The organism is Bacillus sp. FSL W7-1034 (genome assembly GCF_038593365.1).
Taxonomy (GTDB): domain Bacteria; phylum Bacillota; class Bacilli; order Bacillales; family Bacillaceae; genus Bacillus; species Bacillus altitudinis.
Genome location: NZ_CP151989.1, coordinates 3,217,677 through 3,244,548, shown reverse-complemented (window position 1 = coordinate 3,244,548; position 26,872 = coordinate 3,217,677). Strand labels below are relative to the sequence as shown.

Sequence of the window (26,872 nt, the reverse complement as noted above, 5' to 3'; positions counted from 1 at the left end):
GGCTTTCTATCACGCTGAAAAGAAGACAAAGGGCTAAAATCAAGTTCATTTTAGCCCTTTGTCAACAATCGGAGAAGACTACATTCCTGTAGTCTTTTTTTACTGCTCCAAACTATCCTTCAATTCCTTCTTCACTTTCGCTAAACTACTGTCATCAAGCTGATAGTAATAAATATTATTGATTCGTGTGCCTGTTCCCTTTAGCTCGTGCTGTTTCACTTTTTTCCTTGCATCACGATAATCATTCATCATCGTCCACATGTCGTCAAAGGACATATTCGTTTTCATGTTATTTTCAACGACTTTAAACATATCACCGAATTTCGTAATAGATGAAATGTTAGCCCCTTTTGCAATGATGCCTTCAATAACTTGACGCTGTCTTTCCTGACGACCGAAGTCACCTTTAGGATCTTGCTTTCTCATTCTTGTATAGGCAAGGGCTTGATCACCGTTCAGGTTAATCTCTCCTGTACCAAATGAATGGCCATCATAGCTGAAAGCAAACGTGCTGTTCACCGTAATCCCGCCAAGTGTATCGACAATGTCTTTAAAACTTTCCATATTCACTTTCACAAAGTAATCCACAGGTACATCAAGCAGTTCCTCTACTGTATCTGCCGCCATTTGTGTACCGCCGAAAGCGTAGGAGTGGTTGATTTTATCCATTGTGCCTTTTCCGACAATCTTTGTATATGTATCGCGGGGGATACTCACCATCTCAGTTGTTTTCGTTTTCGGATTCACTGTCATGTATATTAATGTATCTGCACGGCCGCGGTCATTCTTTCTTTCATCAACACCCATGACTAAAATGGAGATCGGGTCTTTTTTACTTAAATCGACATCTTTGTCACGCTTATCTGACTTCTTTAAGTTCTCCTGAATGCCTGCGACGGTGGATGCTGCTGTATTCCAAAGATGATAGGCATAGCCGCCCGTTACTAATACAAACAAGCCAATAATAGATAAAATAATCCAAAGTGCTTTTTTCTTATTTCTTTTTCTTTCTGCTCTCATTCTGTCCCTCACCTTTTCTCTCATTCTCCCATGATTATAGGTTTACGAATCTTGATAAACAAGTTATTTTTTTATTCTGAACCTAGATATAGACGTTGTAACAAAAAAAAGGTTTCAAAAAACCTTAAATTTACCTTAAAATATTAAGTTATAAGACGATACAAAGACATGAGGTGAAAAAAATGAAGAAAATCGTCGTTTTACCGTTCTTAATACTACTACTAGGTATCGTGCTCACAGCATGTGGAACGGCTGAGCAATCCTCAGGAGAAAACAAGACAAGCAGTTCAACTCCTCAGGTGCTGGAAGAAAAAGCTGAATTTATTGGAATGGCTGATGCACATACAGTCGAAGTAAAAAAAGTGAATACGACCTTAAGCTATGAATTTACGGATAATTTTAAAGATGTATTAAATGAATTTAAACCAGGTGACAAAGTAGAAATCTCTTACTTTATCAATGACAATGGTCAAAAAGAAATTCAGAAGATTGAAAAACAGAAGTAAAAAAAGATGGGCGGGATGAACAAAATTGAAGAAAACAGGCATTACACTTATCGTTCTCATGACAATGACACTATTAATTGCACCTTTTCAGTCTGCCATGGCCAGCTCGACAATTTCAGTGAAATTGTCTAATTATATAGGAAACAAAACAAGCATGGATATTTCAACAACTGGGGAATACAAGCTGTCAGGATCCAATGTTGCTGTGACGAAAAGATATGAGGGAAATAATAGATACGAAGTAGCCAATAGTATTGCTGATTCTGGCTGGAAGAATCCATCAACTATCGTTGTCGTAAATAAGGATGCTTTCGATCATGCAATGACCGTTTCTCCATTGGCTTACAAATTAGATGCACCAATTCTTTATTCTGGTGCTGCGAAGCTAACAAAAGCAACTGAGAACCAAATTAAAAAAATGAAACCCGATAACATCTTAATCATTGGGGATACAAAAAGTATTTCGTCTACAACTGAGAAAACCTTAAAAAAGTACGGGAAGATTAGAAGAATAAGTGGAAAAGATAAATTTGAAATATCTCAAAAAGTAGCCAAAGAGATGGGGAGTTATAAGCAGGCAATTGTTGCTGGCGGGGCTTCCTTTATGAATGGGACATCCATGATCTCTTATGCAGCTAGAAATGGGTATCCAATCTTATTAACAAAGAAAAATTCAATTCCGACTTATAAGATTCCTAGTAAGGTAATTGTAGTTGGAAGTACAAAAAGCATTAGCGAAAAAGTAGAAAAACAATTAAAAAAGACATCACAAGTTACACGAATCAGTGGTGAAAATCGCTATGAACTTTCTGTTAACATCATCAAGAAATTAAAGTTAAATGTAGATAAAGTATATCTTGCTAAAGGTTCTAGCTCAAAATATGCAATTCCTATGTCACTTTTAGCAGCGAAAAACAATCGTACTATGATTTATGTCAAAAAAGATTCTTTCTCTTCTTCTTTAAAGAAACTTTTAAAAGAAAACGGCACACATACATATCATATAGCAGGCAGTTCAAGTGTGCTTTCAGATACGCTCAAAAACGCTTTAGCCAAACAAGTCTATCTGAAAAAAAATCAAAACTACCAATTGAATATTTCTAACGGAAAAATTTCATTAAAAGGTATTAAGACATATAACACAGTAAGAGTTGTTCCTGAGAAATATTCAACCAAAAATGTCCTTCAAATCGCAGGGAAGCCTTACTTAGGGAACATCAACTTTGCTATTGAATCAGGATATATCAGGCCGACTAATGAAAATATTCCATTTGAAGACTATCTAAAAGGTGTTGTGCCAAACGAAATGCCTGCAAGCTGGCATGTTGAGGCATTAAAAGCACAAGCAGTTGCCGCTAGAACGTATTCAGTGAAAAGTATTGGAAAAGTCGTACCTGATACAACAGCCTTCCAAGTATATGGAGGATATAACTGGTACACAAATTCGACAAAAGCTGTTGATGCCACAAAAGGCAAGGTTCTAAAATACAACAATCAACTTATTTCAGCCACCTATTATTCTAGTAATGGTGGATACACTGAGGCGAGTGAAGAAGTATGGGGAAATGCACTGCCATACTTAGTCGCTAAGCAGGACACAAAAGATCCTGTCAATGCGTGGACACTGAAGTTGTCTAAAAAGCAATTAGGCACTACGTTGACTGCTAGTAAAGCAGCTTCTGAGTGGTCTAAGGCAAAAGAAGCCAATGCTGCCGACCTTGCTGGTCTAAAATCATGGCTGTTGAAAAATAAAGAAACAGCTGCATCTGACATGAGAATTGCATCTATTTCAAGCCTGACATTCTCAGGAAAAACAAAAGGTCAGCGTGCGAAGACCGTTTCAATCAAGCTGAATTACCATCTGAAAAACAAAACAGGTACGTATACAGTGAACAAAAGTACAACGGCAAGTATGAAAATGACAGAGTTTAGAACAGTCATGGGCGCAACAAAGGTGAAAAGTACGTTTGCGTCAGTAAAGAATAATACAAATGATTTCACGATTTCAGGAAAAGGTTATGGTCACGGTATTGGGATGAGTCAATACGGCGCCAAAGCTAGAGCTGAATCTGGAAACTCGTATTCTTCTATACTTTCGTTCTACTATCCAGGTACAAAACTAACAAATTATTAAAGTTAAGGGAGGACACAGAAGATGCGCTCAATGATCAAAACAGCCATCCTCAGCCTCATCGCCATTTTCATTATTGTTCCAACAGCTTCAGCGGACAATTCTGTATCACGAATAGATGGGGGAAATCGTTACTCTTTATCTGTCAATGTGGCGAAAAAAGGTTGGGGAACAGCGAATACCGTTGTGCTAGTAGGGAAAAAAGCTTACGCAGATGCAACAGCAGCTGTCCCTTTAGCGTATCAACATAATGCGCCAGTTCTTTTTACAAATAGTAAAAACCTTTCATCAGAAACGAAGAAAGGATTAACGTCATTAAAAGCGAAAAATGTGATTGCGATTGGAACAACGGCAAGTGTTTCAAATAATGTCATCAATCAAGTAAAAAAACTAGGGATTTCAACAAAACGAATTACGGGAAAGAACAGATATGAAATCTCTACGAATATTGCAAAGCAAATGAAAAAACCAGCTGGTGTAGTGGTTGTAGAAGGTCATTCGTATGCGCATGGGATTGCGATTGCGCCATATGCTGCACAAAAAGGTTTCCCAATTTTATATACAGATAAAAAGGGACTTCGTTCTGAAATTTCAACTTTCGCAAAAGCTAGTAATATTAAGCAAACAATTGTGATTGGCGGCGAATCGTATGTTACCAAAGCAGCATACAACAAGCTAAAGTCGCCAACGAGAATAAAGGGTGCTAACCGCTATGATATTGCAGCAAAGATTGTGACTAAGTATAAACTAAGTACGAGCAATACGTATGTTGCGAGAGGATTTGGTTATGCCTCTGCACCAGCAGCTGCTGGCATTGCAGCGAAAGAAAAGAAAGCTCTTTTATTAACAAATGAGAAAACTTTGCCTGTCCATACTCGGTCAATTATCGGCAGTAAAAACATAACGAAATTCACAGTAGTCGGAAATTCAACGACAGTGACGAATACTGTAGCATCTCAATTAAAGAACCCGGTTGTAGGTAAAAAAGTATTCCTTGACCCTGGCCACGGTGCTCAAGATTCTGGTGCTGTAGGATATGGTCTTTATGAGAAAAATTTAAACTTAGACGTAGCGAAGAGAGTGAACACTAAACTGAAAAGTGCTGGTGCACTCACTACCATGTCAAGAACATCAGACACATTCGATAGTCTTCAAACACGGGTGAGCAAAGGTGCGTCAGCAAATGCAGATATCTTCATCAGTGTCCATGCGAACTCAAATGATAACAGCAGTGCAAATGGAACTGAAACGTATTATGACAAAACATATGCGGCAACAAACAGCTTGAAGCTCGCGCAAAATATTCAGCCTAAAATGGTCAGTGCATTAGGCACAAGAGACCGTGGTGTGAAGACAGCTGCCTTCTACGTCATTAAATATTCTAAGATGCCAAGCGTTCTCTTAGAAACTGGTTTTGTTTCCAGTCCAGTTGATTCAAATATTTTGAAATCCGCTACTTATAAAGATCGATTGGCGTCAGGTATTTCAAGCGGTGTTTCAGGCTATTTTAGATAAGAAAACATACAAATGAGGGGTGCCGAAGATACACCTCTTAGGCTGCTCGAGAAACGACTCTCGGCAGCCTTTTTTCAAAAGTACATGAAGTGTTTCCAGGGTTCCATGATGAAGGGTTCAAAACCAAGGAGGTTGACTTCATGCGTTCTTATATCAAATGTTTTGTTTTAATTGTGGTTTCACTATGTTTATATGCACCATCAGCATTTGCGCAGCACAATGTATCAAAGATTGAGGGAAGTAATCGATATGAGGTGGCAGTTAACGCTGCAAAACGTGGCTGGTCGACAGCACCTACAGTTGTTTTAGTAGGCGGTGAAGCTTATGCTGATGCGCTAAGTGCTGTGCCGTATGCCTTTCAGCAAGGAGCCCCAGTGCTGTTAACGAATACTAGCAGTCTTTCAGGTGCAACTAAGTCAGGTCTTCAGCAGTTGAAAACGAAGCGTGTTATCATTCTTGGTGGAACCGCAAGCATTTCTCAAAAAGTCGTAGCGCAGCTAAAAGCAATGAATCTATTCGTATCGCGAATACAAGGAAAGAATCGATATGAATTGGCTGCAAACGTTGCTAAGCAAATGAAGAGTGTTGATACAGCTGTGATTGTGAATGGTTCTGCTTATGCAGATGCTGTGGCGATTGCTCCATATGCTGCAAAACAGGGCTTTCCTATTTTATTAACCGATGCAAAAGGGCTGCGGCAGGAAACAGCCAATCTATTAAAAAGCAAAGCGGTGAAACGGACGATTGTGATTGGCGGGGAAACAAGTGTCAATCAAGCAGCCTATCAAAAGCTGCCATCACCCGTGAGAATCAGCGGAGCCAATCGGTATGAAGTGGCAGCCCGAATTGCGAAAACATACCCGATGAAGACAACCCAAACGTATATGAGTAACGGCTATGCATATGCCGATGCGGCAGCTGCGGCAAGTACGGCAGCCAAGCAAGGGCAAACCCTTCTTCTTACAGACGCTCAATCAGTGCCAGATGCGATTCGTCGTGTCATTGGGACTAAAAAGATTTCAACATTTACAGTGGTGGGCGGAACATCAACCATACGAACCAGTGTGATCACACAGCTGAAAAATCATGTGTTAGGTGAAACCATCTTTATTGATCCAGGCCATGGTGCGCAGGATGCTGGAGCGGTAGGAAATGGGCTGTTTGAAAAAAATGTTAATCTGGATGTCGCGTTAAAACTGCAAGCACGGCTCAAACAAGCGGGTGCGCTGACGGTCATGTCTAGAACATCTGATACATTTGATTCCTTGCAAACACGTGTAAGCAAAGGATCACAGGCTGGTGCGGATGTGTTCATCAGCATCCATGCCAATGCAAATGATAATAGCGGTGCAAATGGAACAGAAACGTATTATGATGCGACGTATGCTTCGGCCAATAGTTTAAAGCTGGCACAAAAGGTACAGCCCCAGATGGTGAAAGCCCTTGGCACAAGAGATCGCGGTGTGAAGACAGCAGGATTCTACGTGATCAAGTATTCAAAAATGCCCAGCATCTTGCTTGAAACGGGGTTCGTAACCAGTCCGATTGATGCCAGTATATTAAAATCATCGACTGCCAAGGAGCGGATGGCTTCAGGAATCGCTGCAGGTGTATCTCAATATTTTGAATAAAATAGATCGAACGAATGATATGTCAAGTTAAAAATACATTTCATTTCAGGTTATTTTTGTTATAATCGAAACATAGAGGGTGGATTTTTCACGTATTTGCCTTCCAATGACAGCAAATCGACAAATCATGAAGAGGTGACGATCTTGAAAAAATTAATCACAATGCCGTTTTTAGTCTTACTTCTAGGTGTAATGCTCACAGCATGCGGCACATCAAATCAGTCAAACGATAACAATACGGATAACAGCAAAAAAGAAACAACTGAAGCAGCAGATCAAAAGAAAGAAAATGCAACAGATGAAAAGACGGAAGACAAGTCTGCAAGTGAAAAAGCAGATGATGAAAGCAAAGAAACAGCTGCTCAAACAGAAGACCAAGCAGGTCAATCTGATGAAGATGCAAAAGAAAGCTCAAGTAAGGAAATCACAAAAGAAGAAACGACAAACGATCAGTCAAAAGCTGAATCTAAAACAAAAAAAGAATCTACAACGAAGAAAAATGAAGTCACCAAAGAAGGCACATATGTCGGTTTGGCTGATGGACATACAATTGCTGTCAACATTGATGGAAAAGAAGTAGCCATTCAATTCGGAAATACATTTTCTAAACAAGTGAACAGCCTAAAAGAAGAGTCAAAAGTGAAAGTAACTTATACAAAAGATGCAAACGGAACGCTTAGACTGAAGACGATCGAATCCGTAAAGGCAAAATAAAAAAAAGACACGTAGACCCGCAGAAATGCGGGTCTTTTTTACGTTTAAAAGGGCATAACTTGATATAAGGGCACATTCTTAACACACTTTTACAAGACTTAACAGCCCATTTACATTTGCTTAATGTTGCTCTGCTAAACTGACTTTCATAGAACATCTCTTTACACAACAACTACTTTGAATGGTGAGGTGCAGGTCAGTGAGCGCAGAGAAAGCGATGAACCTTTACAGAGAATATGAAGTGAGACGAAACCACTCTTTTGCTTTAACAGAACATATGGTTCGATATTTATTTGCAAAACGTTTCATAGATGTCGTGTTCTCGTTCATCGGATTGATGTTGAGTACGCCAATCATTTTACTGTTTGCCCTTTTAATTAAGCTAGAAACACCAGGGCCAGCCTTTTATATGCAGGAAAGGGTCGGAAAAGACGGTGTCTACTTTAAATTATGGAAGCTCAGATCGATGAGAACCAACGCAGAAAGCGGAGGAGCGAAATGGGCGCAAAAAAATGACCCTCGTATCACCAAAGTGGGGGCATTCATCAGAAAAACAAGAATTGATGAACTGCCGCAATTTATCAACGTGTTAAAAGGAGAAATGAGTATTGTAGGTCCACGTCCTGAAAGACCAATGTTTACTGCCGAATTTAATCGGACGATTCCAGGCTTTACAAAAAGACTGACAGTGAAGCCGGGGCTGACTGGTCTTGCTCAAGTAAATGGGGGATATGAAATGAGTCCAAGTGAAAAATTATCACACGACTTACAGTATATTCAAAACTTGACATTTTCTCTCGACACGAAGATTATGGTAAAAACGTTAAAAGTCATCGTGACTGGTGACGGAGCCAGATAAGTAAAGTAGGGAAGAGAAATGGCAAGTATGAAAAATCGCCTGCTGGGCGGAGCAAAATGGACAAGCTTGTCCGCATTGATCATTACCATCATCCAAATTGCACAGTTCGCCTTTTTAGGAAACGTAATGTCACTGAAAGAATTTGGACTCGTTGGCATGATCACAACTGTCACAATATTTACACAGATTTTACTTGATCTAGGCATCGGTGCTGCGATCATTCAAAAGGAACAAACGACGGAACGTCAATTATCTACATTATATTGGATCAACTTGCTGACGGGAATTCTCTTGTTTTGTGTATTGATCCTCGCAAGTCCCTTGATTGCCGCCTTTTATGCCAGACCTGAGCTGGAAGGCTTGCTCAAGTTATTATCAATCATGTTTCTCATTGCACCAATTGGTCAGCAATACCAATACATGATGCAGAAAGATTTAGCCTTTAAAACCTTAAGTACGATTGAGACGATAGCGACGATCATTTCGCTGATTGTTCTACTTATCCTAGCCTTTTTTATCAATCCAATTGTGGCCTATGTGATCTCTCAAGTGCTGCTTCAATCAGGAAAAGGTCTCATGTATGCAGCGGCTTATTGGAAGAAGTGGCGCCCAGCACCCGTTTTCGCATTAGGGGAAGTGAAAGAGTTTTTCTCCTTCGGGGCTTTCCAGCTTGCGTCAAGACTCGTCAATCGGGCAGGCTCAAACATCGACATGATTTTAATAGGACGATTTCTTGGAGCAGAGGCATTAGGGATTTATAGCCTGGCTTATCAAATCGTCACAATCCCGGTGCTGAAAATTAACCCGATTGTGACGAGAGTGGCTTTCCCAGTTTTCGCAAAAAGTCAGCGTGATCACTCTAGGCTGCGTGAGGGCTTCCTCAGCATGACGAATATGCTTGCACTCATTAGTTTTCCACTACTCATCGGTCTTGCTGCCGTATCAGATAGCTTTATAGAAGTGGTGTTTGGAGAGAAATGGCTAGTGGCGGTCCCGGTTTTGAATATTTTGTGCATTGTCGGTCTACTCCGTGTGCTGATGAATCCAAATGGTTCCATCCTTCTTGCAAAAGGGAGAGCTGACTTAGCATTTTATTGGGATACAGGCATGCTCATCGTATATGGATGCGCCTTATATGCAGGAGTCCATACTGGCAGTCTATTGACTGTAGCTTGGGTCTACTCAGGGGTCAGCCTGCTGAACTTCATTGTCGGCAGGTGGCTGATGGCTTATGTCATTCAGCTAGATATGAAGGTGTATGTAAAATCACTCGTAAAGCCTGCTGTCATGACGCTGTTAATGGCCGCCTGCGCAGTGACTGTTCATCAAGGGATGAAGCTGACATCAGCGGATATACTGCTTCAATTACTACTGACGATTGGTTTAAGTGCGGTTTTATATAGCTTGCTGCTTGTCAAAATGTATCCGCAGATGGCAGGGAAATTATGGAGAAGAGGTCGTTCGTCATGAAGGTGCTATGGCTGACAAGTGTATATCCTAGTGAAAAACATCCAAGTGAAGGCGTCTTCCATGAAACGCAAGTGCAGGAGCTGGTCAAACAGGGCGTAGAAGTGAGCGTGATTTGTCCTACTCCTGTCAATCCGCCCATCTTACGGATGCTTAAAGCTTCCTATCGTCAGAGAAAAGATCTTCCCCAGCAGGAAGTGAGGTGCGGCGTGCCGGTTTACAGACCGCCCTATACAGCGCTGCCTGGACAGCTAAAATGGGCTCAGCCGAGTAAACGAATCGCAGCTTCTGTCCTGCGCACAATGGAGCGTTATGAACTGTCACCGGATTTCATCCATGCGCACTTTGCCATGCCGTCTGGCGGCGCAGCAGCTGTGATCAAAAAGGAAGCAAACATCCCTTATCTTCTGACCTTACACGGCAGTGATGTGAACGTCTATCCAACCTATAGCCAAGGGGCGCTTGCCGCCTTTAAAGCAGCAGTAAAACAGGCGTCTGCTGTTCTCACAGTGAGTGAAGAGCTGGCAAAGAAAACACATGACATGACAGGGGTGAATGCACAATGTCTCCCGCTTGGAATTCCGCTCAAGTCATTTTCTAGAACACTGGGGGATCAAACAGCCATCAGAAAGCAGATTGGTTTACCGCTTCACGACAAGCTCGTCGTTTTTGTCGGCCGTTTAGTCAAAGAGAAAGGTTTGCTTGAATTAGCGGAAGCTGTCAGCGGGATGGAGGATGTAAAAGTCGTCTTTGTCGGAAAAGGCCCCCTCGCAAAGGAGCTGACCGAACGGGCGGGAGAATCCATTATACTCGCGGGGCAGGTGCCGAATGAACAAGTCAAACATTATTTAATGGCAGCTGACCTGTTTGCTCTTCCATCCTACAGTGAAGGAATGCCGACTGTCGTTCTTGAGGCGCTCGCTTTAAAAATGCCTGTCATCGCAACACGGGTTGGTGGTCTCCCATCACTATTTTCTACCTATCAACATCTGCTCATTGAACCGCGTTCAACGAGTCAGTTAAAAGAAGCGATTCACGCTTATCTTTATGAAAACAGATGGAACGAGCAAGTGAAGAACGATCTTCACCACATCGTCCATACAGATTATTCATCATCACATAATTCTAAGCTCCTGATTCAGCAATATGAAAAGGTGCTGAATCAATCAACATCCAGCGTTTAAACAGGATGAAATGTGCAAAGACTGATAGATAAACAGTTTGGAACGACCAATATGCTTTTACTGAGAGGATGAAACATGTTGAAGAAAATTGCTGTGATTGGAACAGGATATGTCGGGTTAGTATCGGGTACTTGTTTTGCTGATATCGGAAATCGCGTCATTTGTTGTGACATCGACGAATCAAAAATCAACAGCTTAAAAAGCGGTCTCGTTCCAATTTATGAACCGGGCTTAAAGGAATTGATTGAGAAGAATACAGAAGAAGGAAGATTGTGTTTTACAACCAATATTCCCGCTGCAATTCGAGAATCAGAGATTATTTATATTGCGGTAGGAACACCAATGACACCTCAGGGGGAAGCGGATTTAACATTCGTGAAAGCTGTGGCTCAAACGGTTGGGGAACACCTAAATGGCTACAAAATCATCGTGAATAAGAGCACAGTGCCAGTTGGAACAGGACGTCTTGTTCAAGCCATTGTTCAAAAGGCTTCACGCAGTAAATATCCATTTGACGTCGTCTCCAATCCAGAGTTTCTGCGGGAAGGTTCAGCTATTCAAGATACGATGAATATGGAGAGAGCGATCATTGGCTCTACAAGCGCACATGCATCCACGATCATTAAAAAATTGCATGATCCGTTTCAAACAGAAGTAGTTGAGACCAATCTAGAAAGTGCAGAAATGATTAAGTATGCGGCAAATGCCATGCTCGCCACAAAAATCTCATTCATCAATGACATTGCGAACATTTGCGAGAGAGTTGGTGCTGATGTGGAAAAAGTCAGCGAAGGCGTTGGATTAGACAGCCGTATCGGGCATAAATTTTTAAAAGCAGGCATTGGATTTGGTGGTTCTTGTTTCCCGAAAGATACGATGGCTCTTCTCAAAATTGCCGAAACAGCTGGCTACCGGTTCAAGCTGATCGAATCTGTCATTGAAACTAACAACCACCAAAGAGCCCATCTTGTCAGCAAACTGATGAGTGTGTTCGGTGATATTAAAGGAAAAACGATTTCCGTTTTAGGGCTCGCATTTAAACCAAATACAAACGATATGCGTTCAGCGCCAGCACTAGATATTATCCCAATGCTGAGAGAGCTCGGAGCTTTTGTCAAAGCCTATGATCCAATTGCTTATGTAGAAGCAGAAAGAGAGCTTGGCCCGCAGGCGGTCTTCAGCAATGATCTCTATGAAACAGTGAAAGATACAGATGCTTGTCTCATCTTAACGGAATGGGATGACGTACAGAAGATGGATAAGGATCAGATCAAGCAGCTGCTTCGTTCTCCCATTTTAATTGATGGAAGGAATTTGTTTGATCCAGCAGAAATGAAAGAGAGAGGATTTATTTACCAGTCCATCGGCCGCCCAGGCGTATGGGAAACAGAATTGGTATCGAAGGCACAATAATAGGGGGAACTTGGATGAAGAAAGTATTGGTAACTGGGGGAAGTGGATTTATAGGATCTCATACGGTAGAGGCTTTATTAGAGAAAGGTTATGAGCCCATCGTTCTTGATAACTTTTCAACTGGATCGAAGGAAAATATCGCTCATCTTTCTGTACAATGCATTGAAGCAGATGTCACAAAATCAGAAACGGTCGATTTGATCAAACACATTGCACCAGATTATATCATTCATCTTGCAGCGCAAGTGAGTGTAGCCGTTTCGGTTCAACATTTCGTCTACGACGAAGAGGTCAATATTAAAGGTTCGTTGCATGTGATCAAAGCAGCGGCTGAAGCCGGGGTGGAGAAAGTGGTGTTTGCCTCATCGGCAGCAGTCTATGGAGACCCAGTCTATCTGCCGGTCGACACAGCTCATCCACTGCAGCCTGGTTCACCTTATGGCTTGTCGAAACTCACAGTTGAACGATACTTACAGATGGCGAAATCACTCTATGATGTGGACTATTGTATCATGCGGTACAGCAATGTATATGGTCCGCGCCAAGATGCACTTGGTGAAGGTGGTGTTGTCTCTATTTTCTCTGATAAGTTTGCGAAAAATGAGGCACCTTTCATCTTCGGAAACGGGGAACAAACAAGAGATTTCATCTATGTAGGCGATCTAGCCGCAGCGAATGTTGCAGCTTTAACAGCTCAATCAAACGTTTGTTTAAATATCTCATGTGGTCATTCCATCACGGTGAATGAGCTGTTTCAAACGATGAAGCGAGTCACGAGATCAGATCTTGAACCGATTTATAAGCCTCAGCGTGCAGGAGATATTGTGCATAGTACATTGGAAAATGAGGAAACGAAACAAGTCTTAACATGGGAGCCTGTTGTGAGTTTACAAGAAGGTTTGGCTCGTACCATTTCCTACTATGAACAGGAAGTAAAGGCTTAATCCCTCAAATCGGATGGGTTGCTTAGGAGGAACATGGGTATGAGTGTGAAACAAACAGCATGGCAAATCATAATCGGATGTATTTTATTAGCAGCAGGTATCGGGCTTGTACAAATGGCATCTACACAGCCTATCGGGTTAAAGAAGATGGTGGTCATTCCGGTTTTGATTGTGGTGCTCATAGCGGCTGCTATATGTATGAAGCTCTATATGAATGGTGAGCACATATTCATGTCAGCCATTTACCTTTTGATTGCATTAACATTTCTCAATAACGCTTTTTTCTCTATCAGTGCCGGATTCTTTAGTCTCTTTCTCTACCGCATCATGCTCTTGGCTGTCTTTGCTTTATTCATATGGCGGATGAGGGACAAAGGAACGTACATATCCCAGTGGCAGCAAATTCGCGTTAAAGGCATTCTTGGTTTTTTCGCTGCATGGTTTCTTTACGGACTCATCTCACTGCTTTGGGCTCATTCGGTCACAGACGGCCTGAAATATATGTCTCTTCTTGCGATGGGAATGGGTTTTGTCTTTCTTGTGGTCATGTACATTCAGCGAATGGATCAGATCGTGACTTTTTATAGTATTTGGCTAGTCATGACCGTATTTGTGATGGGAATCGGGTTCTATAATCACTTGACCTTGAACCATTTACCGAATACTTCATTGTATCTTGGACCAGCGTACAAACAGCACTATCCTACAGCTGTCTTCTTTAACCAAAATGATTTTGCGACTTTTTTATCTATTAGCTTTTTCTTATATGTGGCGTGCATGCGCCAAATGAAAAATGGTTATATCAAAGCGTTCGGATTACTAGGAGCCATCTTAGCGCTGTATCTCATTTTGTTAACAGAATCGCGCGCCAGCTTGCTTGGCATATTAGCCGGAGCGGCAATCTATGTATGGCTGTTGATGCCTCGCTTTTTAAAAAAGTGGTCCATCATGGCAGCAGGCGGGCTTGTTATCATCTGTATCGCCATTTTTTCAGCCAAAATCTATTCTGTCTTTTATGACTTGTTTCTCGCTTCTCAGGTCGCTCATTCTTTTAGCGAACCACTTCCGTCCAACATTGCCCGGGCGAATTTAATCAAAAACGCTTGGTATTTCTTTACGAATTCATACGGTTTCGGAGTCGGAGCGGGCAATGTGTCTTATTACTTAGCTCACTTTTCTATCTTTGATACAGATCAGGTCGTAGAAGTTCACAATTGGCTGCTAGAGGTGATGACGAATTTTGGGTTTGCCGTCATGCTAGGTTATATCTCAGTGTATGCCTATCTCATGTTCTCACTGTACAAACAATACCAATTGGCTGACACGAGATTAGCCAAGATGATCATTGAAGGTCTATTTGCTGCCATGCTGAGCTTTCTCGTCTCAAGTATCAGTCCTAGTTCCGTATCGAATTTATATTTCCACTGGGTGTTTCTAGGGCTGGTGATCGCAGCGGTCAATATCATGAAAAATAAACAGCGCTTCAAGCCGTGGGCAAACGTGTGATGCAGAGTTTGTATGGCTACACTAGTGAAAAAGCAAATACGTCAATGTTGGGAGAATGAGCATGTCTGGTTTTATGTTAAGAATAGGGAAGCGAATGAAAAAATATATCGTCTGGCTTGTGCTGCTGCCCGTTGTATTGGCTGCTTTTGGTTTCTTTTTTGCCAAGGGAACAGTAGAACAGTCTAGTTACACAGCTGCTGTGACCTTGACGCTTGGGAAATATGACGACGGTGTGTATAACAATATGGAAGAAGTGACATCTCTATTAAAAAGTGATGCATTTCTGAATCAAGCACTCCGTGATGTAAAGGAAGAAGAAAGGCAGGATGTGAAAAATCGTTTGATTCTCACGAACCAGTCCGATACACAATTGCAGTTGTCGTTTACAGATGCTGATCAAGCTCGAGCTTTGGCGGTAGTGAAACAAGTGTCAGATACATTTTTAAAGCAGGACAAAGCCTTATTTACGAAAAGACAGCAAGTCATTGAAAGGAGACTATCCGCTCTTGAAGATGAATCTGTCAGCAATGACTCCAAGGTCGATAAAGAACGATTTTTATATGAATTGGAATCGACAAAGCTCGGGATGAAGCAGGCAAAGATTGTCGATCCTGCCCAAGTGCTTGATGAAGCAGGCAAAGGCATGTCAGCGAAAAAACGAGCACTGCTTGGACTTGTCATTGGCCTTAGCATCTCGCTTATGTTTGTGGTGTTACCTGAAGTGTTCAAAGAATCTTAATGATGAACTGGAGATGAGTCTTAGGTGAACAATCAACCGTTAGTATCAATTATTACACCGGCGTATAATGCGGAACGTTATTTAACGGATACAGTTCATTCCGTCCTTGCCCAAACCTATTCCAACTGGGAGCTGATCATTGCAGATGATTGCTCAACAGATGGCACAAGGAAGTTGTTAGGGGAATTAAGTCAGACGGACGACAGAATCAACGTCATTTATTTAGAGGAAAACGGAGGAGCCGCTATTGCTAGAAACACCGCCATCAAACAGGCGAAAGGCCGCTTTATCGCTTTTTTAGATAGCGATGATATGTGGAAACAGACAAAGCTCGAAAAGCAGGTCAAGTTTATGTTAGAAAATGATCATGCCTTTACTTTCACGGCATATGACATCATTTCAGAGAATGGAGAGCCATTACAAAAAACCGTCACAGCGCCGGCTCAGTTGAACTACAATGAAGCTTTAAAAAATACGATTATCGGCTGTTTGACGGTGATGCTCGATCTTCAACAAGTAGGACACGTGGAAATGCCAAACATTCGAACAAGGCAGGACTTAGCCACATGGCTCTCAATTTTAAAAAAAGGATTTACTGCCTATGGAATGAGTGAGCCGCTCAGTGAATATCGCATCGTGGGAAACTCGATTTCTAGTAACAAGTGGAAAGCAGCGAAAAAAACATGGTTTGTCTATAGAGAAATTGAGCAGCTTCATTTTGTGAAAGCATCTTGGTGTTTTATGCACTATGCCACAAATGCTGTCAAAAAGCGCTTATAAACAGAAGGGAAAAAAGGTGATGAAGGTGAAAGCAGAGTCGATCATACATGTGATTGTCGCAACGGGAGAATGGGGACACGATGGCCTAAGGTACAGACGGCATCGACTGGCGGAATTTCTTGCATCTGATCCAGAAACGAAAGAGGTCATCTGGGTATGCCCATCTGCCAATCGTCATTCAGCTCCCTTTCAGCCTATAACGGATCGAATGAAGCAAATGACCATTCCTGATGTGCTCAAGAGCAAGTTTTTTCGCTTTGGCCGTTATCAAGATATGTTTTATTTTCATAAATTATCTCCTCTTCTTGAGCATTTGCGTCAAGAAGAAAAGCAGGGCATAGCCGTCTGTTTATGGTATACGTTTCCGGGATTTCCGCTCTTATCTTCTTTATTTGAATGGAAACATATTGTGTATGATTGCAGTGACCTGTGGGGAGAGCCCATCAGCGGAAAAAACAACATTCTCTCTTATATGAGACAGCGAGTCATTGTAAAAGCAGAAAACCGCATTATTAAATATGCACACAGCATTACATGCTCTTCACAATACTTACATGATCAAATCAAAAAAAGGCTCATGGGTGAACCGAAAGATGTCTTTACAGTGGAAAATGGCGTCGAGTATGATGTGTTTGCAAAAAGCAACCTCCGTAGCAGGGAAGACGTGCTAGAGGGAAGAGAGGGAACGGTTCTTGGCTTTATAGGTGGGATCAAGCCGAAGCTCGATTTTGACATGATCGCTCAAGCTGCTCGCATGCAGCCAGATTGGACATTTTTATTTGTCGGTCCGGATGGAACGAATGGAGATCCATCTTTTCAGCATGCACTCAAACTGCCCAATGTCCTATGGACTGGAGCAGTCGCACCAGAAGAAGTGCCTGCTTATATGAAATTAATTGATGTAGGGATGATGCCATACAAACAGTCTCCTTACAATCAAGCGGTTTTTCCGCTCAAGCTGTATGAATTTTTAGCTGCCGGAATCCCTGTTGTTGGTTTAAATCTTCCATCAACGGAAAGGCTAAAAGAGAATGATGTGTATGAATATGTAGAGGGCGAAGATCCAGCTCTCTTCGTAGAAGCCTGCCAGAAAGTGATCAGTAAAAAAGATGACATGACATGCAGACATCTAAGACAAAGCCGGGCAAAGAAAAAAGATTGGCACGCACTGTTCACAAACATGGTGGAATTAACGAATATTAAAGAAAACGCATAATTCATTCAGGATTGTGCGTTTTTATTTGTTTCTTCTTCTTAGGGGGAGCTTGTGATCATCCTATATTCAATTGTATAATGGAAAGAGCGGCCAATATACAAAATACAGATTTCAATTTAGAAGGAGACTGACCTATGGATTACGAACGCGCCTTATTAGCGTTTTTTGTCTCTCTGGCTACAGTTTTAATTGTGACACCAATCGTCAAAAAGTTTGCAATTAAGATTGGTGCAGTGGACCAGCCGAATAAACGAAAAGTTCATGATAGAGTAATGCCTCGAATGGGCGGTTTGGCGATTTTTATTGGGGTAGCGGCTGGAGCACTAGCAGGCGGGCTGTTTCTACATAATAAAATTACAGCTATATCAGTTGGCGCTGTACTCATCGTCATTTTAGGTATATTTGATGATAAATATAATTTAAGTGCAAAATTTAAATTTCTTGTGCAAGTTCTCGTTGCTTGCTTAATCGTGAGCACGGGCTTAAAAATGGACTTTTTCTCTGTTCCTTTCTTAACAGATCGACTGGAGTTAGGATGGATGGCGTATCCCCTGACTGTACTATGGATTGTTGGGATTACAAATGCGATCAATTTAATTGATGGATTAGATGGACTGGCTGCCGGAATTTCGGTTATCGGTTTAACCACGATTGCCGTCATGGCATTTTCTGCGGACAAGATCCTGATTCTTTCGTTATCTCTTGTCGTCATTGGCAGTACCATCGGTTTTCTTTTTTATAACTTCCATCCAGCAAAAATATTTATGGGTGATACAGGTTCGTTATTTTTAGGCTATATGATCTCGGTCCTGTCACTTTTAGGATTGTACAAAAGTGTTACTTTGTTTAGTGTTGTTGTCCCTGTAATTATTTTAGGTGTGCCTATTTTTGATACGACCTTTGCGATCATCAGACGAATATTGAATAAACAGCCTATCTCATCACCTGACAAATCACACATCCATCATCGACTGATGGCCTTTGGCTTATCACATCGAATGGCAGTGATTGTGATTTACATGATTGGCTTAGTCTTCAGCTTAAGCGCGATTTTGCTGACAAGTGCCACCATTTGGCTGTCATTGATCATCATCTTTTTACTGGTCATGTTTATGCAAGTTATCGCTGAAGTCACTGGTTTGGTGAACGAAGAGTTTAAACCATTTACGAAATTCTACAAACGAATGGTCAAAAGACAATAAAAAAACAGCCCGCTTCCAAGGAACGGGCTGTTTTCCTATTATTGTCCTGATGTGCTGGTCGAAGGGGCCTGTGTATCGGCTGACCCTGTTGTACCAGAAGATGAATCGGTTTGTGTATTTGTTTCAGTTGAGGACGATGACTCAGCAGGAAGCTTTAAATGTGTCCTTAACTCATTTTGCACCTCAGCCAAGTTGGTTTGATCTGGCTCAAAGAAGTATGTTCGATTTGGTCCTAAATAAAGGTCTGATCCTTTAATAGATAGTGTTTCAGTATCGTCTCCTTTAAAACCACTGTAAATTTGCTGTAGAGCAAGTCCTTCTGTGATGCGGAAGTTGGTTGTTATATGATCACTTACTTCTTTTGCAATATTATCCACGTTTGCAATGTTATGAGGTTTCGCCATTTGATCAATCATGGCACGTAAGATTTGTTTCTGACGATCGTTACGCCCGAAATCACCACGTGGATCTTGTTTTCTCATTCGCGCATAAGCAAGTGCCTCTTCCCCGTTTAAATGCATATTCCCTTTTTTAAAGTAAATCTTTTTCGATTTTTTGACGTCACTTTTTTCATTGAAGTCAAATGGGACGTCTATATCGATTCCCCCAACTTCATCAATGACATCCTTAAAACCGTCAAAGTCCACTGTTGCATATTTGTCAATTGGGATATGCAAGAATTGTTCGACAGTTTCAATCGTTTCGTCTTTACCGCCTTTAGCAAATGCCGCATTGATCTTTACTTTATTTCCCGTTGTGTCACTAGCAAGCTGTACTCGTGTGTCACGGGGGATACTGACCATTTTCATTGTTTTATCCTGAGGATTAATCGTTGCGACGATGAGTGAATCTGAACGGCCGTGATCACCATTTGTGGCGTAATCCTCTATACCAACAAATAGGACAGAGAAAGGTTTTTTCTTTATATCAATGACAGCATCACGGAGTTTCGATTTCTCCCCGCGCTCTAATTCATCATAAGTTTTGTCAGCAGCCTGGAGTGTATTCACAATCTTATAAACTGCAAATCCGCCCATGCAGATGAAGAGAAGCAAAAATAAGACCAGAATCCGTTTGAAAATCTTTTTCTTCTTACTCTTTTTCTTTCGTACACGCACTTTTACTCGTTGTGCCATTCATCTGTCTCCTTTATCGGACCAACGTCCTTTTCTAAATAAATCAATTCGCCTTCTTTAGTAACACTCTTTCCATTAGTTAACTCAGTCATCCATTCAATGAACTGCTCTGTTTGTGTTTCTTCTACATACGTTTCAAAAATCACATCTTCTGCATAATGGATGTCTTTTAGCTGAAAAGATGAGGCTCTAAGCTCATTCTCTACCTTTCCAAGCCATGTATAATCTATTGTTGTGTGCATCGTACGCATTAAACAGCGTTCTACCATACCAACATGATTGATTGCTTCAGACACAGATTTTCCGTACGCGCGAATTAATCCACCGGCACCTAGCTTAATACCGCCGAAATAACGAGTGACGACAACTACTGTATCTTTCAGCTTGCGTTTTTTTAGCACTTCAAGCATGGGTACACCTGCCGTACCGCTTGGTTCACCATCATCATTTGCTTTTTGAATCAGATCATGTTCACCGATCAAATAGGCGGAACAATTATGAGTGGCGTTCCAATGTTGTTTTTTTATGGATTGTATAAAGGCTTGTGCTTCTTCTTCTGAGACAGCACGTTGTATATGACAAATAAAACGTGATTTTTCAATGACGATCTCATGCTCGCCACGGCTTTTTACTGTGAGATAGCGGTTCAGCAAAAGACATACCCTCCTGACAAGCAAATTGTAAGGCTAGAGAAAATTTGCATTGGTTTTAGAATTTTACAGCGTATTTTGTTATGATGATAGGAGCGGAAAAAGGGTCGTCATAAAAATTTCATGATTTATACGCATTCTTTCATTATAATTCGACATAAAATGCAGATCAATGACATTTATAATAAAAAAAGATGACATCACTGTTACGGGAGGGAAAAGCCATGACAACACCTAAAATGGATCCGAAGTTATTGGATTCAATCATCATGAAAATGCTAAGTACAGTTGATGGCAGTAAGGACGAAGTATTTAGAATCGGCGAACAGTCCCGTCAACAATATGAAAGCCTAGTAGAAGAGCTCAAGCAAATTAAACAGCAAGTCAACGAAGTAATTGATTTTGGGGATAAACTAGAAGTACATACGAGACATGCTAGAAATCGATTATCTGAGGTCAGCAGAAACTTCAACAAATTCAGCGAAGAAGAAATACGAGAAGCCTATGAAAAAGCACATAACCTGCAAGTAGAATTGACCATGATCCAGCAGCGCGAAAAACAGCTGAGGGAAAGAAGAGATGATCTCGAAAGACGATTGTTAAGCCTGCAAGACGTCATTGAACGCTCTGAAACGCTTGTGAGCCAGATCACAGTGGTTCTCAACTATCTCAATCAGGACTTACGCCAAGTTGGCGTGTTACTTGAAGATGCTCAGGCAAAACAAGATTTTGGACTAAGAATTATTGAAGCCCAGGAAGAAGAGCGCAAAAGGGTATCACGAGAAATCCATGATGGACCTGCTCAGATGCTGGCAAACGTGATGATGCGTTCAGAACTAATTGAACGAATTTTTAGAGACCGTGGAACAGAAGAAGGCTTTAAAGAAATTAGAAGTCTAAGACAGAATGTGCGAAATGCACTGTACGAAGTGAGAAGAATCATTTATGATTTAAGACCGATGGCTTTAGATGATTTGGGTCTCATTCCGACACTGCGAAAATACTTAAACACAATTGAAGAATATGATGGAAAAACCAAAATTACGTTCCAATGCCTAGGGGATACAGAAAATGAAAGAATTGCTTCTCAATTCGAAGTGGCACTGTTTAGACTAGCCCAAGAAGCTGTCACAAATTCTTTAAAGCATTCTGAAGCTGAAGAAATCTCTGTGAAGGTTGAAGTGACGAAAGACTTTGTCACCTTAATTATCAAAGACGATGGAAAAGGCTTTGATATGAAAGATGTGAAAACAAATAAAAACAAATCCTTTGGGTTACTTGGTATGAAAGAGCGCGTAGACTTGCTAGAAGGTAAAATGACCATAGACTCAAAAATAGGTCTAGGGACATTCATCATGATTAGAGTACCGTTAACATTACAAAATAAAATTGTAAAATAGAGACAAAAGACATATTGACCATAAAGTTCAGGTGTAGAACAATAAACATGGGGAGGCGTAGCTTGTGACTAAAGTAAATATTGTAATTATCGATGACCACCAATTATTCCGTGAAGGTGTCAAACGGATTTTAGATTTTGAACCTACTTTTGAAGTAGTTGCAGAAGGAGACGACGGTGACGAAGCTGCACGTATCGTAGAACACTATCATCCGGATGTTGTCATTATGGACATTAATATGCCGAATGTAAATGGTGTGGAGGCTACAAAACAGCTAGTAGAGCTTTATCCCGAATCAAAAGTCATTATCCTATCTATTCATGACGATGAAAACTATGTGACACATGCATTAAAAACAGGAGCAAGAGGCTACTTGTTAAAAGAAATGGATGCAGATACCCTCATTGAAGCAGTAAAAGTAGTAGCTGACGGAGGCTCTTATTTACATCCGAAAGTCACTCATAACTTAGTAAATGAATTCCGACGCTTAGCAACAAGCGGCGTTTCAGCACATCCACAGCACGAGGTATATCCTGAAATTCGCAGACCACTTCATATTTTAACAAGACGTGAATGTGAAGTTCTTCAAATGTTAGCTGACGGAAAGAGCAACAGAGGTATTGGTGAGTCGCTCTTTATTAGTGAGAAAACAGTCAAAAACCACGTGAGTAACATCTTGCAAAAAATGAATGTAAATGACCGTACTCAAGCTGTTGTTGTAGCAATTAAAAACGGCTGGGTAGAAATGAGATAATGTTCCGGACAAGTACTCCTTTTTCGCCTGTTTTTAGTTCTCTCACATTCAAGTTAGAGAGCAATGATAGGCAGGTAAGGAGTCTTTTTCGGATATAGCGGGCTTGCCTATTGATTAGGCAAGCTTTTTTGATTAGTATTATAAATCTAGTGAAAAAGAATGATCAAAAAGCAACTTAACGGATAAGGAAGGTATTTAAGAATGAAAATAGCCGTTGTAACAGACAGTACTGCTTATATACCACAAGAACTACGTGATAAACATCATATTCATATGATCCCTCTGAATGTCATCTTTGGTACTGAATCATACCGTGAAGAAGTAGAAATGGATTGGAAGACATATTATGAAGAAGTCAAGAAACATAAAGATCTTCCAACAACCTCTCAGCCTGCTTTCGGTGAACTTATAGAATTATATGAAAAACTTAGTGAAACATATGATGCTGTGATTAGTATACATCTGTCAAGCGGAATTAGTGGAACATACAATAGTGCGGCCTCAGCGAATGAACTAGTTGACGGAATCGACATTTATCCGTTTGATACAGAGACTAGCTGTATGGCGCAAGGTTTTTATGTGTTAGAAGCTGCTGAAAAAATCCAAGGTGGTGCTTCTCCAGAAGAAGTGATTTCCCATCTCAATTATCTAAAAGAAAATCAAAGAGCTTATTTTATGGTAGACGATTTAACTCATTTACAACGTGGCGGCAGATTAAATGGTGCTCAGGCTTTTATTGGAAGCCTCTTAAAGGTAAAGCCTATCTTGCATTTTGACAACAAGCTAATTGTCCCTTTTGAGAAGATTCGTACACGCAAAAAAGCCATTTCACGTATTTTCGAATTATTTGATGAAGATGCATCACGTGGTGTTCCAATGAGAGCAACTCTGATACATGGTAATAGAGAAGAAGAAGCAGATGAATTAATTGCGCACTTATTAGAAAAGTATCCTCATGTTGAATTTTATAAAAGCTACTTTGGTGCCGTGATTGGCACTCATCTAGGCGAAGGCTCTTTAGCACTTGGCTGGATCATCAGGTAGATATCAAAGTCCCCTTTTCTCATGGAAAAGGGGATTTGTTTTTCTATTTTTACAATTAGACGAAAGGCCTTCTCTTTGTACATAATGGGTCAACATGAATGGAAAGGTAGTGCGTGAAATTGAATCTGGAAAAAGCAATGGAACTCAGTCACAAGCTACAATCAAGGCACCTCCTTCCTATTGAATGTCAATGTACACAGTCCGAATTGGAGTGGCTGGAGAATCAAGGATTTATCCATAGAACACCTGCTGTCGATAGGGTGTCGAGTGGTTTGATCTGCTGCCGGTGCGGTGTATCAAACAAGCGCTACTTTGCCCTCTCTCCGTGTGAAACATGTAAAAAAGACTGTGTATACTGTAGATCCTGCATCATGCTGGGAAAATTAAGCGAATGTGGCTTTCTCTACGAATGGACGGGTCCACAAAAGAAAGAAACAAGACAAGTTGAATTAACATGGCAGGGAGAGCTTTCTAAAGGGCAAAAGAGAGCGTCCGATAGGCTAGTAGAAGCAATCCAAAACAAATTTGATCTGCTCGTTTGGGCTGTTTGTGGTGCTGGGAAAACGGAGGTGCTTTTTCATGGAATAAAATATGCGCTAAATAACGGAATGAGTGTTTGTATTGCGACGCCTAGAACCGATGTTGTACTTGAGCTTGAACCTCGAATGAGAAAGGCATTTCAAGGACTGAATATAGCTGTACTTTATGGCGGGAGTTCTCAAAGATTTCAAATGGCGCCGCTTATGATCGCTACAACCCATCAGCTAATGAGATATAAAAACGCCTTTGATGTCCTCATTGTTGACGAAGTCGATGCATTTCCTTATTCAATTGATGAACGGCTTCAGTTTGCTGTTTTAAAATCAATGAAAAAAACAGGAGTTAGAATTTACTTAAGTGCCACACCATCTAAAAAAATGCAAAAGGATGTTGCTCATAGACAATTAGAAGCGATCAAAATTCCTCTGCGCTTCCACCAAAAACCATTGCCTGTCCCAACATTTCAATGGGTTGGAGATTGGAAAAAGAAATTAAAAAGAAATCGGCTTCCAGCATCTACAATGAACTGGCTGCATGAACATATCACAAAGAAAAAAAGAGTGTTACTCTTTGTTCCTTCTATTTCTACTATGAAGAAGGTAACTCATATTCTTCAAGTTCAAGATGTAAATGTACAGGGTGTTTCTGCGGATGATCAAGAAAGGAAGCAAAAAGTCCAGCATTTCAGAGATCATAGATACGATGTATTGGTTACAACAACTATTCTAGAAAGAGGCGTTACCATTCAAGATGTTCAGGTGGGCGTATTAGGTGCGGAATCTCCTATTTTTTCAGAAAGTGCACTTGTCCAAATTTCTGGTAGAGCAGGGAGACATCCAGATTTTTTTAACGGAGACGTGTATTTTTTTCATTTTGGTTTAACGAGAAGTATGAAACAAGCAAAGAAACATATCGTAAAAATGAATAATACAGCTGAAAAAGAGTTTTCTGAAAAATAGTGTGGGTTCAACTAAATCATGGTACATTATATTCACAAAACACAAATGGCAGGAGAGACAAAATATGCTACTCAACGCAAAAGAAATACTACTTAAAGAAATTCTCTATCAATATCTCAACCAATTAAACATGATTTGTCATTGTGAAAAATGTATAGAAGATGTATTAGCCATTTCTCTAAATCAAGTGAAACCGCAATATATAACAGATATCGATAAAATATCCTACAGTAAATCCGAGATGGTGGATAAACAGAAAAATACGGCGATGCTCGTCATTCTGACAGAAGCTGCTTCAACGGTCACTACATATCCAAGGTGCGAAAATCATTTGCCGTTGAACAAAGAAAAGCGTTGATTTGTCCAATTTGTGAGAGCCATTTTGTGGCTGCTTTTACATGGAAATCATTCCTACTATTAAATGAAGATCGTTTATGTGTAGCATGTAAGAACCACCTGATGAAGATTCAAGGTCCTACTTGTCCCAAATGCGGAAGAGCGCAATCAAATGATCAATTGTGTCAGGATTGTTCAAGGTGGGATAAACGACGGGATTTTGCTGAGATTCTTGTAATGAATCGGTCTGTTTATGCTTACAACGACTTTATGAAAGATATTCTAGCTCGATTTAAATTTCGAGGTGATACGGCTTTAGCTGATCTATTTAAAAAAGATGTACAGTCAGCGTTTAAACGTTCTTTTTCAATCAAAGAACCGGTGCTTGTCCCAATTCCTTTGAGTAAAGAGAGATTAAAGGAAAGAGGATTCAATCAGTCAATGATGCTTGCTTCCATGATTGGCGGACCTATATTGGAACCACTTATAAAAGTACATCAAAGTAAGCAGTCTAAGAAAAGAAAAAATGAACGTTTACAACAACAGAATTTGTTCCAATTAAGGCAGTCAAACCCGATCGTTCTAAAGGATGTCATATTAATCGATGATATTTATACAACTGGGGCGACAGTCTATCATGCAGCAAAAATTTTAAAAGACGCAGGCGCCAAAAGTGTTTCCTCTTTTACGTTGATTCGTAGTTAAAAATCATGACAATCAACCGATATTAAGAAAAGAAAATAACGTAAGGGGTTTTGGTTATGAATCAATTGGCAAACTGTCCACAATGTAATCAGTTATTTTTAAAAACCACCATCCAAACGGTTTGTAACAAATGCTTTGAAGAAGAAGAACGTTCTTTTGATATCGTTTATAAATTCTTGCGTAAGCAAAGTAATAGACAATCAACCATTGCTGAAATAGTGGACGCAACAGAAGTTGATGAAGAATTAATCCTGAAATTTATCCGTTTGAAAAGACTTCAAATTAGTCAATTCCCGAATATCAACTATCCTTGTGAAAGATGCGGCCAACCGATCAGGAAAAACAAGCTGTGTAGCCATTGTGAAAAGGATATAAAGACACAAATCAGCCAAATGGACCAAGAAGAAGAGCGTAAAAGGGAGATTGAATCTAGGAAAAAAGACACCTATTATGCCATTAATCCTAAAAACGACTGATTCCCTAAACTAAGTTGCAGTTTGGTCGATAAAATGGATAGAATC

General features: G+C 40.6%; 25 protein-coding genes. 22 read left to right on the top strand and 3 right to left on the bottom strand.

What is annotated here, in order from left to right; all coding sequences use genetic code 11:
- Positions 1-99 precede the first annotated feature (99 nt).
- Positions 100-1,020: a LytR family transcriptional regulator gene (locus NST73_RS16770; protein WP_073412884.1), complete on the bottom strand. Its 921-nt coding sequence runs from the start codon at positions 1,018-1,020 to the stop codon at positions 100-102.
- A 182-nt stretch (positions 1,021-1,202) separates the two neighbouring features.
- Here NST73_RS16770 and NST73_RS16765 point away from each other — a divergent pair, with 182 nt between their 5' ends.
- The 15 genes from NST73_RS16765 (at position 1,203) to NST73_RS16695 (ending at position 18,827) form a co-directional block, all read left to right on the top strand.
- On the top strand, positions 1,203-1,526 hold the full coding sequence (locus NST73_RS16765; RefSeq protein WP_024719258.1) for a hypothetical protein: 324 nt from the start codon (positions 1,203-1,205) through the stop codon (positions 1,524-1,526).
- 25 nt (positions 1,527-1,551) lie between these two features.
- Positions 1,552-3,660, top strand: a complete 2,109-nt coding sequence (locus NST73_RS16760; RefSeq protein ID WP_144679128.1) for a SpoIID/LytB domain-containing protein — start codon at positions 1,552-1,554, stop codon at positions 3,658-3,660.
- A gap of 21 nt (positions 3,661-3,681) precedes the next feature.
- Positions 3,682-5,172 carry an N-acetylmuramoyl-L-alanine amidase gene (locus NST73_RS16755; RefSeq protein WP_041507847.1) on the top strand — a complete coding sequence of 497 codons (1,491 nt, stop codon included), beginning with the start codon at positions 3,682-3,684 and terminating at the stop codon, positions 5,170-5,172.
- Between the two features lie 140 nt (positions 5,173-5,312).
- On the top strand, positions 5,313-6,803 hold the full coding sequence (locus NST73_RS16750) for an N-acetylmuramoyl-L-alanine amidase (protein ID WP_342499234.1): 1,491 nt from the start codon (positions 5,313-5,315) through the stop codon (positions 6,801-6,803).
- Positions 6,804-6,938: 135 nt separating this feature from the next.
- Complete coding sequence (locus NST73_RS16745; RefSeq protein ID WP_223255607.1) at positions 6,939-7,517, top strand: hypothetical protein; 579 nt, start codon at positions 6,939-6,941, stop codon at positions 7,515-7,517.
- A 199-nt stretch (positions 7,518-7,716) separates the two neighbouring features.
- The gene (locus NST73_RS16740; RefSeq protein ID WP_008348294.1) at positions 7,717-8,376 is read left to right on the top strand and encodes an exopolysaccharide biosynthesis polyprenyl glycosylphosphotransferase; all 660 of its coding nucleotides are present in this window, start codon (positions 7,717-7,719) and stop codon (positions 8,374-8,376) included.
- Between the two features lie 18 nt (positions 8,377-8,394).
- Positions 8,395-9,846: an MOP flippase family protein gene (locus NST73_RS16735; RefSeq protein WP_342499233.1), complete on the top strand. Its 1,452-nt coding sequence runs from the start codon at positions 8,395-8,397 to the stop codon at positions 9,844-9,846.
- On the top strand, positions 9,843-11,027 hold the full coding sequence (locus NST73_RS16730) for a glycosyltransferase (protein ID WP_342499232.1): 1,185 nt from the start codon (positions 9,843-9,845) through the stop codon (positions 11,025-11,027). The genes NST73_RS16735 and NST73_RS16730 overlap by 4 nt, the downstream gene beginning before the upstream one ends.
- A 75-nt stretch (positions 11,028-11,102) precedes the next feature.
- Positions 11,103-12,440 (top strand): UDP-glucose/GDP-mannose dehydrogenase family protein, encoded by a 1,338-nt coding sequence (locus NST73_RS16725; protein ID WP_342499231.1) that lies wholly within the window; start codon positions 11,103-11,105, stop codon positions 12,438-12,440.
- 14 nt (positions 12,441-12,454) lie between these two features.
- The gene (locus NST73_RS16720; protein ID WP_144679132.1) at positions 12,455-13,384 is read left to right on the top strand and encodes an NAD-dependent epimerase/dehydratase family protein; all 930 of its coding nucleotides are present in this window, start codon (positions 12,455-12,457) and stop codon (positions 13,382-13,384) included.
- A gap of 39 nt (positions 13,385-13,423) precedes the next feature.
- Complete coding sequence (locus tag NST73_RS16715) at positions 13,424-14,890, top strand: O-antigen ligase family protein (protein ID WP_144679133.1); 1,467 nt, start codon at positions 13,424-13,426, stop codon at positions 14,888-14,890.
- A 61-nt stretch (positions 14,891-14,951) separates the two neighbouring features.
- Entirely contained in the window at positions 14,952-15,629 is a 678-nt protein-coding gene (locus NST73_RS16710; RefSeq protein ID WP_024719248.1) for a hypothetical protein, read from the top strand.
- A 24-nt stretch (positions 15,630-15,653) separates the two neighbouring features.
- Positions 15,654-16,409, top strand: coding sequence for a glycosyltransferase family 2 protein (locus tag NST73_RS16705; protein ID WP_008348281.1), 756 nt, complete (start codon positions 15,654-15,656; stop codon positions 16,407-16,409).
- A 19-nt stretch (positions 16,410-16,428) separates the two neighbouring features.
- Positions 16,429-17,625 (top strand): glycosyltransferase, encoded by a 1,197-nt coding sequence (locus tag NST73_RS16700; RefSeq protein WP_342499563.1) that lies wholly within the window; start codon positions 16,429-16,431, stop codon positions 17,623-17,625.
- A gap of 134 nt (positions 17,626-17,759) precedes the next feature.
- Positions 17,760-18,827 carry an MraY family glycosyltransferase gene (locus NST73_RS16695; protein ID WP_024719245.1) on the top strand — a complete coding sequence of 356 codons (1,068 nt, stop codon included), beginning with the start codon at positions 17,760-17,762 and terminating at the stop codon, positions 18,825-18,827.
- 38 nt (positions 18,828-18,865) lie between these two features.
- Here the strand turns inward: NST73_RS16695 and NST73_RS16690 are convergent, their stop codons facing one another.
- The gene (locus NST73_RS16690; RefSeq protein ID WP_024719244.1) at positions 18,866-19,963 is read right to left on the bottom strand and encodes an LCP family protein; all 1,098 of its coding nucleotides are present in this window, start codon (positions 19,961-19,963) and stop codon (positions 18,866-18,868) included.
- Positions 19,948-20,616, bottom strand: a complete 669-nt coding sequence (locus NST73_RS16685) for a YigZ family protein (RefSeq protein ID WP_017357860.1) — start codon at positions 20,614-20,616, stop codon at positions 19,948-19,950. The genes NST73_RS16690 and NST73_RS16685 overlap by 16 nt, the downstream gene beginning before the upstream one ends.
- A 221-nt stretch (positions 20,617-20,837) precedes the next feature.
- On the opposite strand from NST73_RS16685, the gene NST73_RS16680 reads away from it, so the two are divergent.
- From NST73_RS16680 to NST73_RS16650, 7 genes are all read left to right on the top strand, one after another.
- Complete coding sequence (locus tag NST73_RS16680; RefSeq protein WP_024719243.1) at positions 20,838-22,013, top strand: sensor histidine kinase; 1,176 nt, start codon at positions 20,838-20,840, stop codon at positions 22,011-22,013.
- Between the two features lie 64 nt (positions 22,014-22,077).
- Positions 22,078-22,767, top strand: coding sequence for a two-component system response regulator DegU (gene degU, locus NST73_RS16675; protein ID WP_008348273.1), 690 nt, complete (start codon positions 22,078-22,080; stop codon positions 22,765-22,767).
- Positions 22,768-22,968: 201 nt separating this feature from the next.
- A complete protein-coding gene (locus tag NST73_RS16670) occupies positions 22,969-23,811 on the top strand; it encodes a DegV family protein (RefSeq protein WP_024719242.1) in 843 nt (280 codons plus the stop codon).
- A gap of 371 nt (positions 23,812-24,182) precedes the next feature.
- A complete protein-coding gene (locus NST73_RS16665) occupies positions 24,183-25,310 on the top strand; it encodes a DEAD/DEAH box helicase (protein WP_235672188.1) in 1,128 nt (375 codons plus the stop codon).
- Positions 25,311-25,374: 64 nt separating this feature from the next.
- Positions 25,375-25,668, top strand: a complete 294-nt coding sequence (locus tag NST73_RS16660) for a competence protein ComFB (protein ID WP_008348267.1) — start codon at positions 25,375-25,377, stop codon at positions 25,666-25,668.
- Complete coding sequence (locus NST73_RS16655) at positions 25,629-26,351, top strand: ComF family protein (RefSeq protein WP_272950036.1); 723 nt, start codon at positions 25,629-25,631, stop codon at positions 26,349-26,351. Before NST73_RS16660 ends, NST73_RS16655 begins: the two co-directional genes overlap by 40 nt.
- 56 nt (positions 26,352-26,407) lie before the next feature.
- Positions 26,408-26,827 carry a TIGR03826 family flagellar region protein gene (locus tag NST73_RS16650; RefSeq protein ID WP_017357864.1) on the top strand — a complete coding sequence of 140 codons (420 nt, stop codon included), beginning with the start codon at positions 26,408-26,410 and terminating at the stop codon, positions 26,825-26,827.
- Positions 26,828-26,872: the final 45 nt, after the last annotated feature.

Coding starts and splice junctions, on each gene's coding strand:
- NST73_RS16665 (WP_235672188.1), top strand. CDS start 24,183: ATGCTGGGAAAATTAAGCGAATGTGGCTTTCTCTACGAATGGACGGGT.
- NST73_RS16700 (WP_342499563.1), top strand. CDS start 16,429: ATGAAGGTGAAAGCAGAGTCGATCATACATGTGATTGTCGCAACGGGA.
- NST73_RS16715 (WP_144679133.1), top strand. CDS start 13,424: ATGAGTGTGAAACAAACAGCATGGCAAATCATAATCGGATGTATTTTA.
- NST73_RS16755 (WP_041507847.1), top strand. CDS start 3,682: ATGCGCTCAATGATCAAAACAGCCATCCTCAGCCTCATCGCCATTTTC.
- NST73_RS16765 (WP_024719258.1), top strand. CDS start 1,203: ATGAAGAAAATCGTCGTTTTACCGTTCTTAATACTACTACTAGGTATC.
- NST73_RS16770 (WP_073412884.1), bottom strand. CDS start 1,020: ATGAGAGCAGAAAGAAAAAGAAATAAGAAAAAAGCACTTTGGATTATT.
- NST73_RS16720 (WP_144679132.1), top strand. CDS start 12,455: ATGAAGAAAGTATTGGTAACTGGGGGAAGTGGATTTATAGGATCTCAT.
- NST73_RS16735 (WP_342499233.1), top strand. CDS start 8,395: ATGGCAAGTATGAAAAATCGCCTGCTGGGCGGAGCAAAATGGACAAGC.
- NST73_RS16690 (WP_024719244.1), bottom strand. CDS start 19,963: ATGGCACAACGAGTAAAAGTGCGTGTACGAAAGAAAAAGAGTAAGAAG.
- NST73_RS16695 (WP_024719245.1), top strand. CDS start 17,760: ATGGATTACGAACGCGCCTTATTAGCGTTTTTTGTCTCTCTGGCTACA.
- NST73_RS16650 (WP_017357864.1), top strand. CDS start 26,408: ATGAATCAATTGGCAAACTGTCCACAATGTAATCAGTTATTTTTAAAA.
- NST73_RS16725 (WP_342499231.1), top strand. CDS start 11,103: ATGTTGAAGAAAATTGCTGTGATTGGAACAGGATATGTCGGGTTAGTA.
- NST73_RS16680 (WP_024719243.1), top strand. CDS start 20,838: ATGACAACACCTAAAATGGATCCGAAGTTATTGGATTCAATCATCATG.
- NST73_RS16750 (WP_342499234.1), top strand. CDS start 5,313: ATGCGTTCTTATATCAAATGTTTTGTTTTAATTGTGGTTTCACTATGT.
- NST73_RS16670 (WP_024719242.1), top strand. CDS start 22,969: ATGAAAATAGCCGTTGTAACAGACAGTACTGCTTATATACCACAAGAA.
- NST73_RS16660 (WP_008348267.1), top strand. CDS start 25,375: ATGCTACTCAACGCAAAAGAAATACTACTTAAAGAAATTCTCTATCAA.
- NST73_RS16730 (WP_342499232.1), top strand. CDS start 9,843: ATGAAGGTGCTATGGCTGACAAGTGTATATCCTAGTGAAAAACATCCA.
- NST73_RS16710 (WP_024719248.1), top strand. CDS start 14,952: ATGTCTGGTTTTATGTTAAGAATAGGGAAGCGAATGAAAAAATATATC.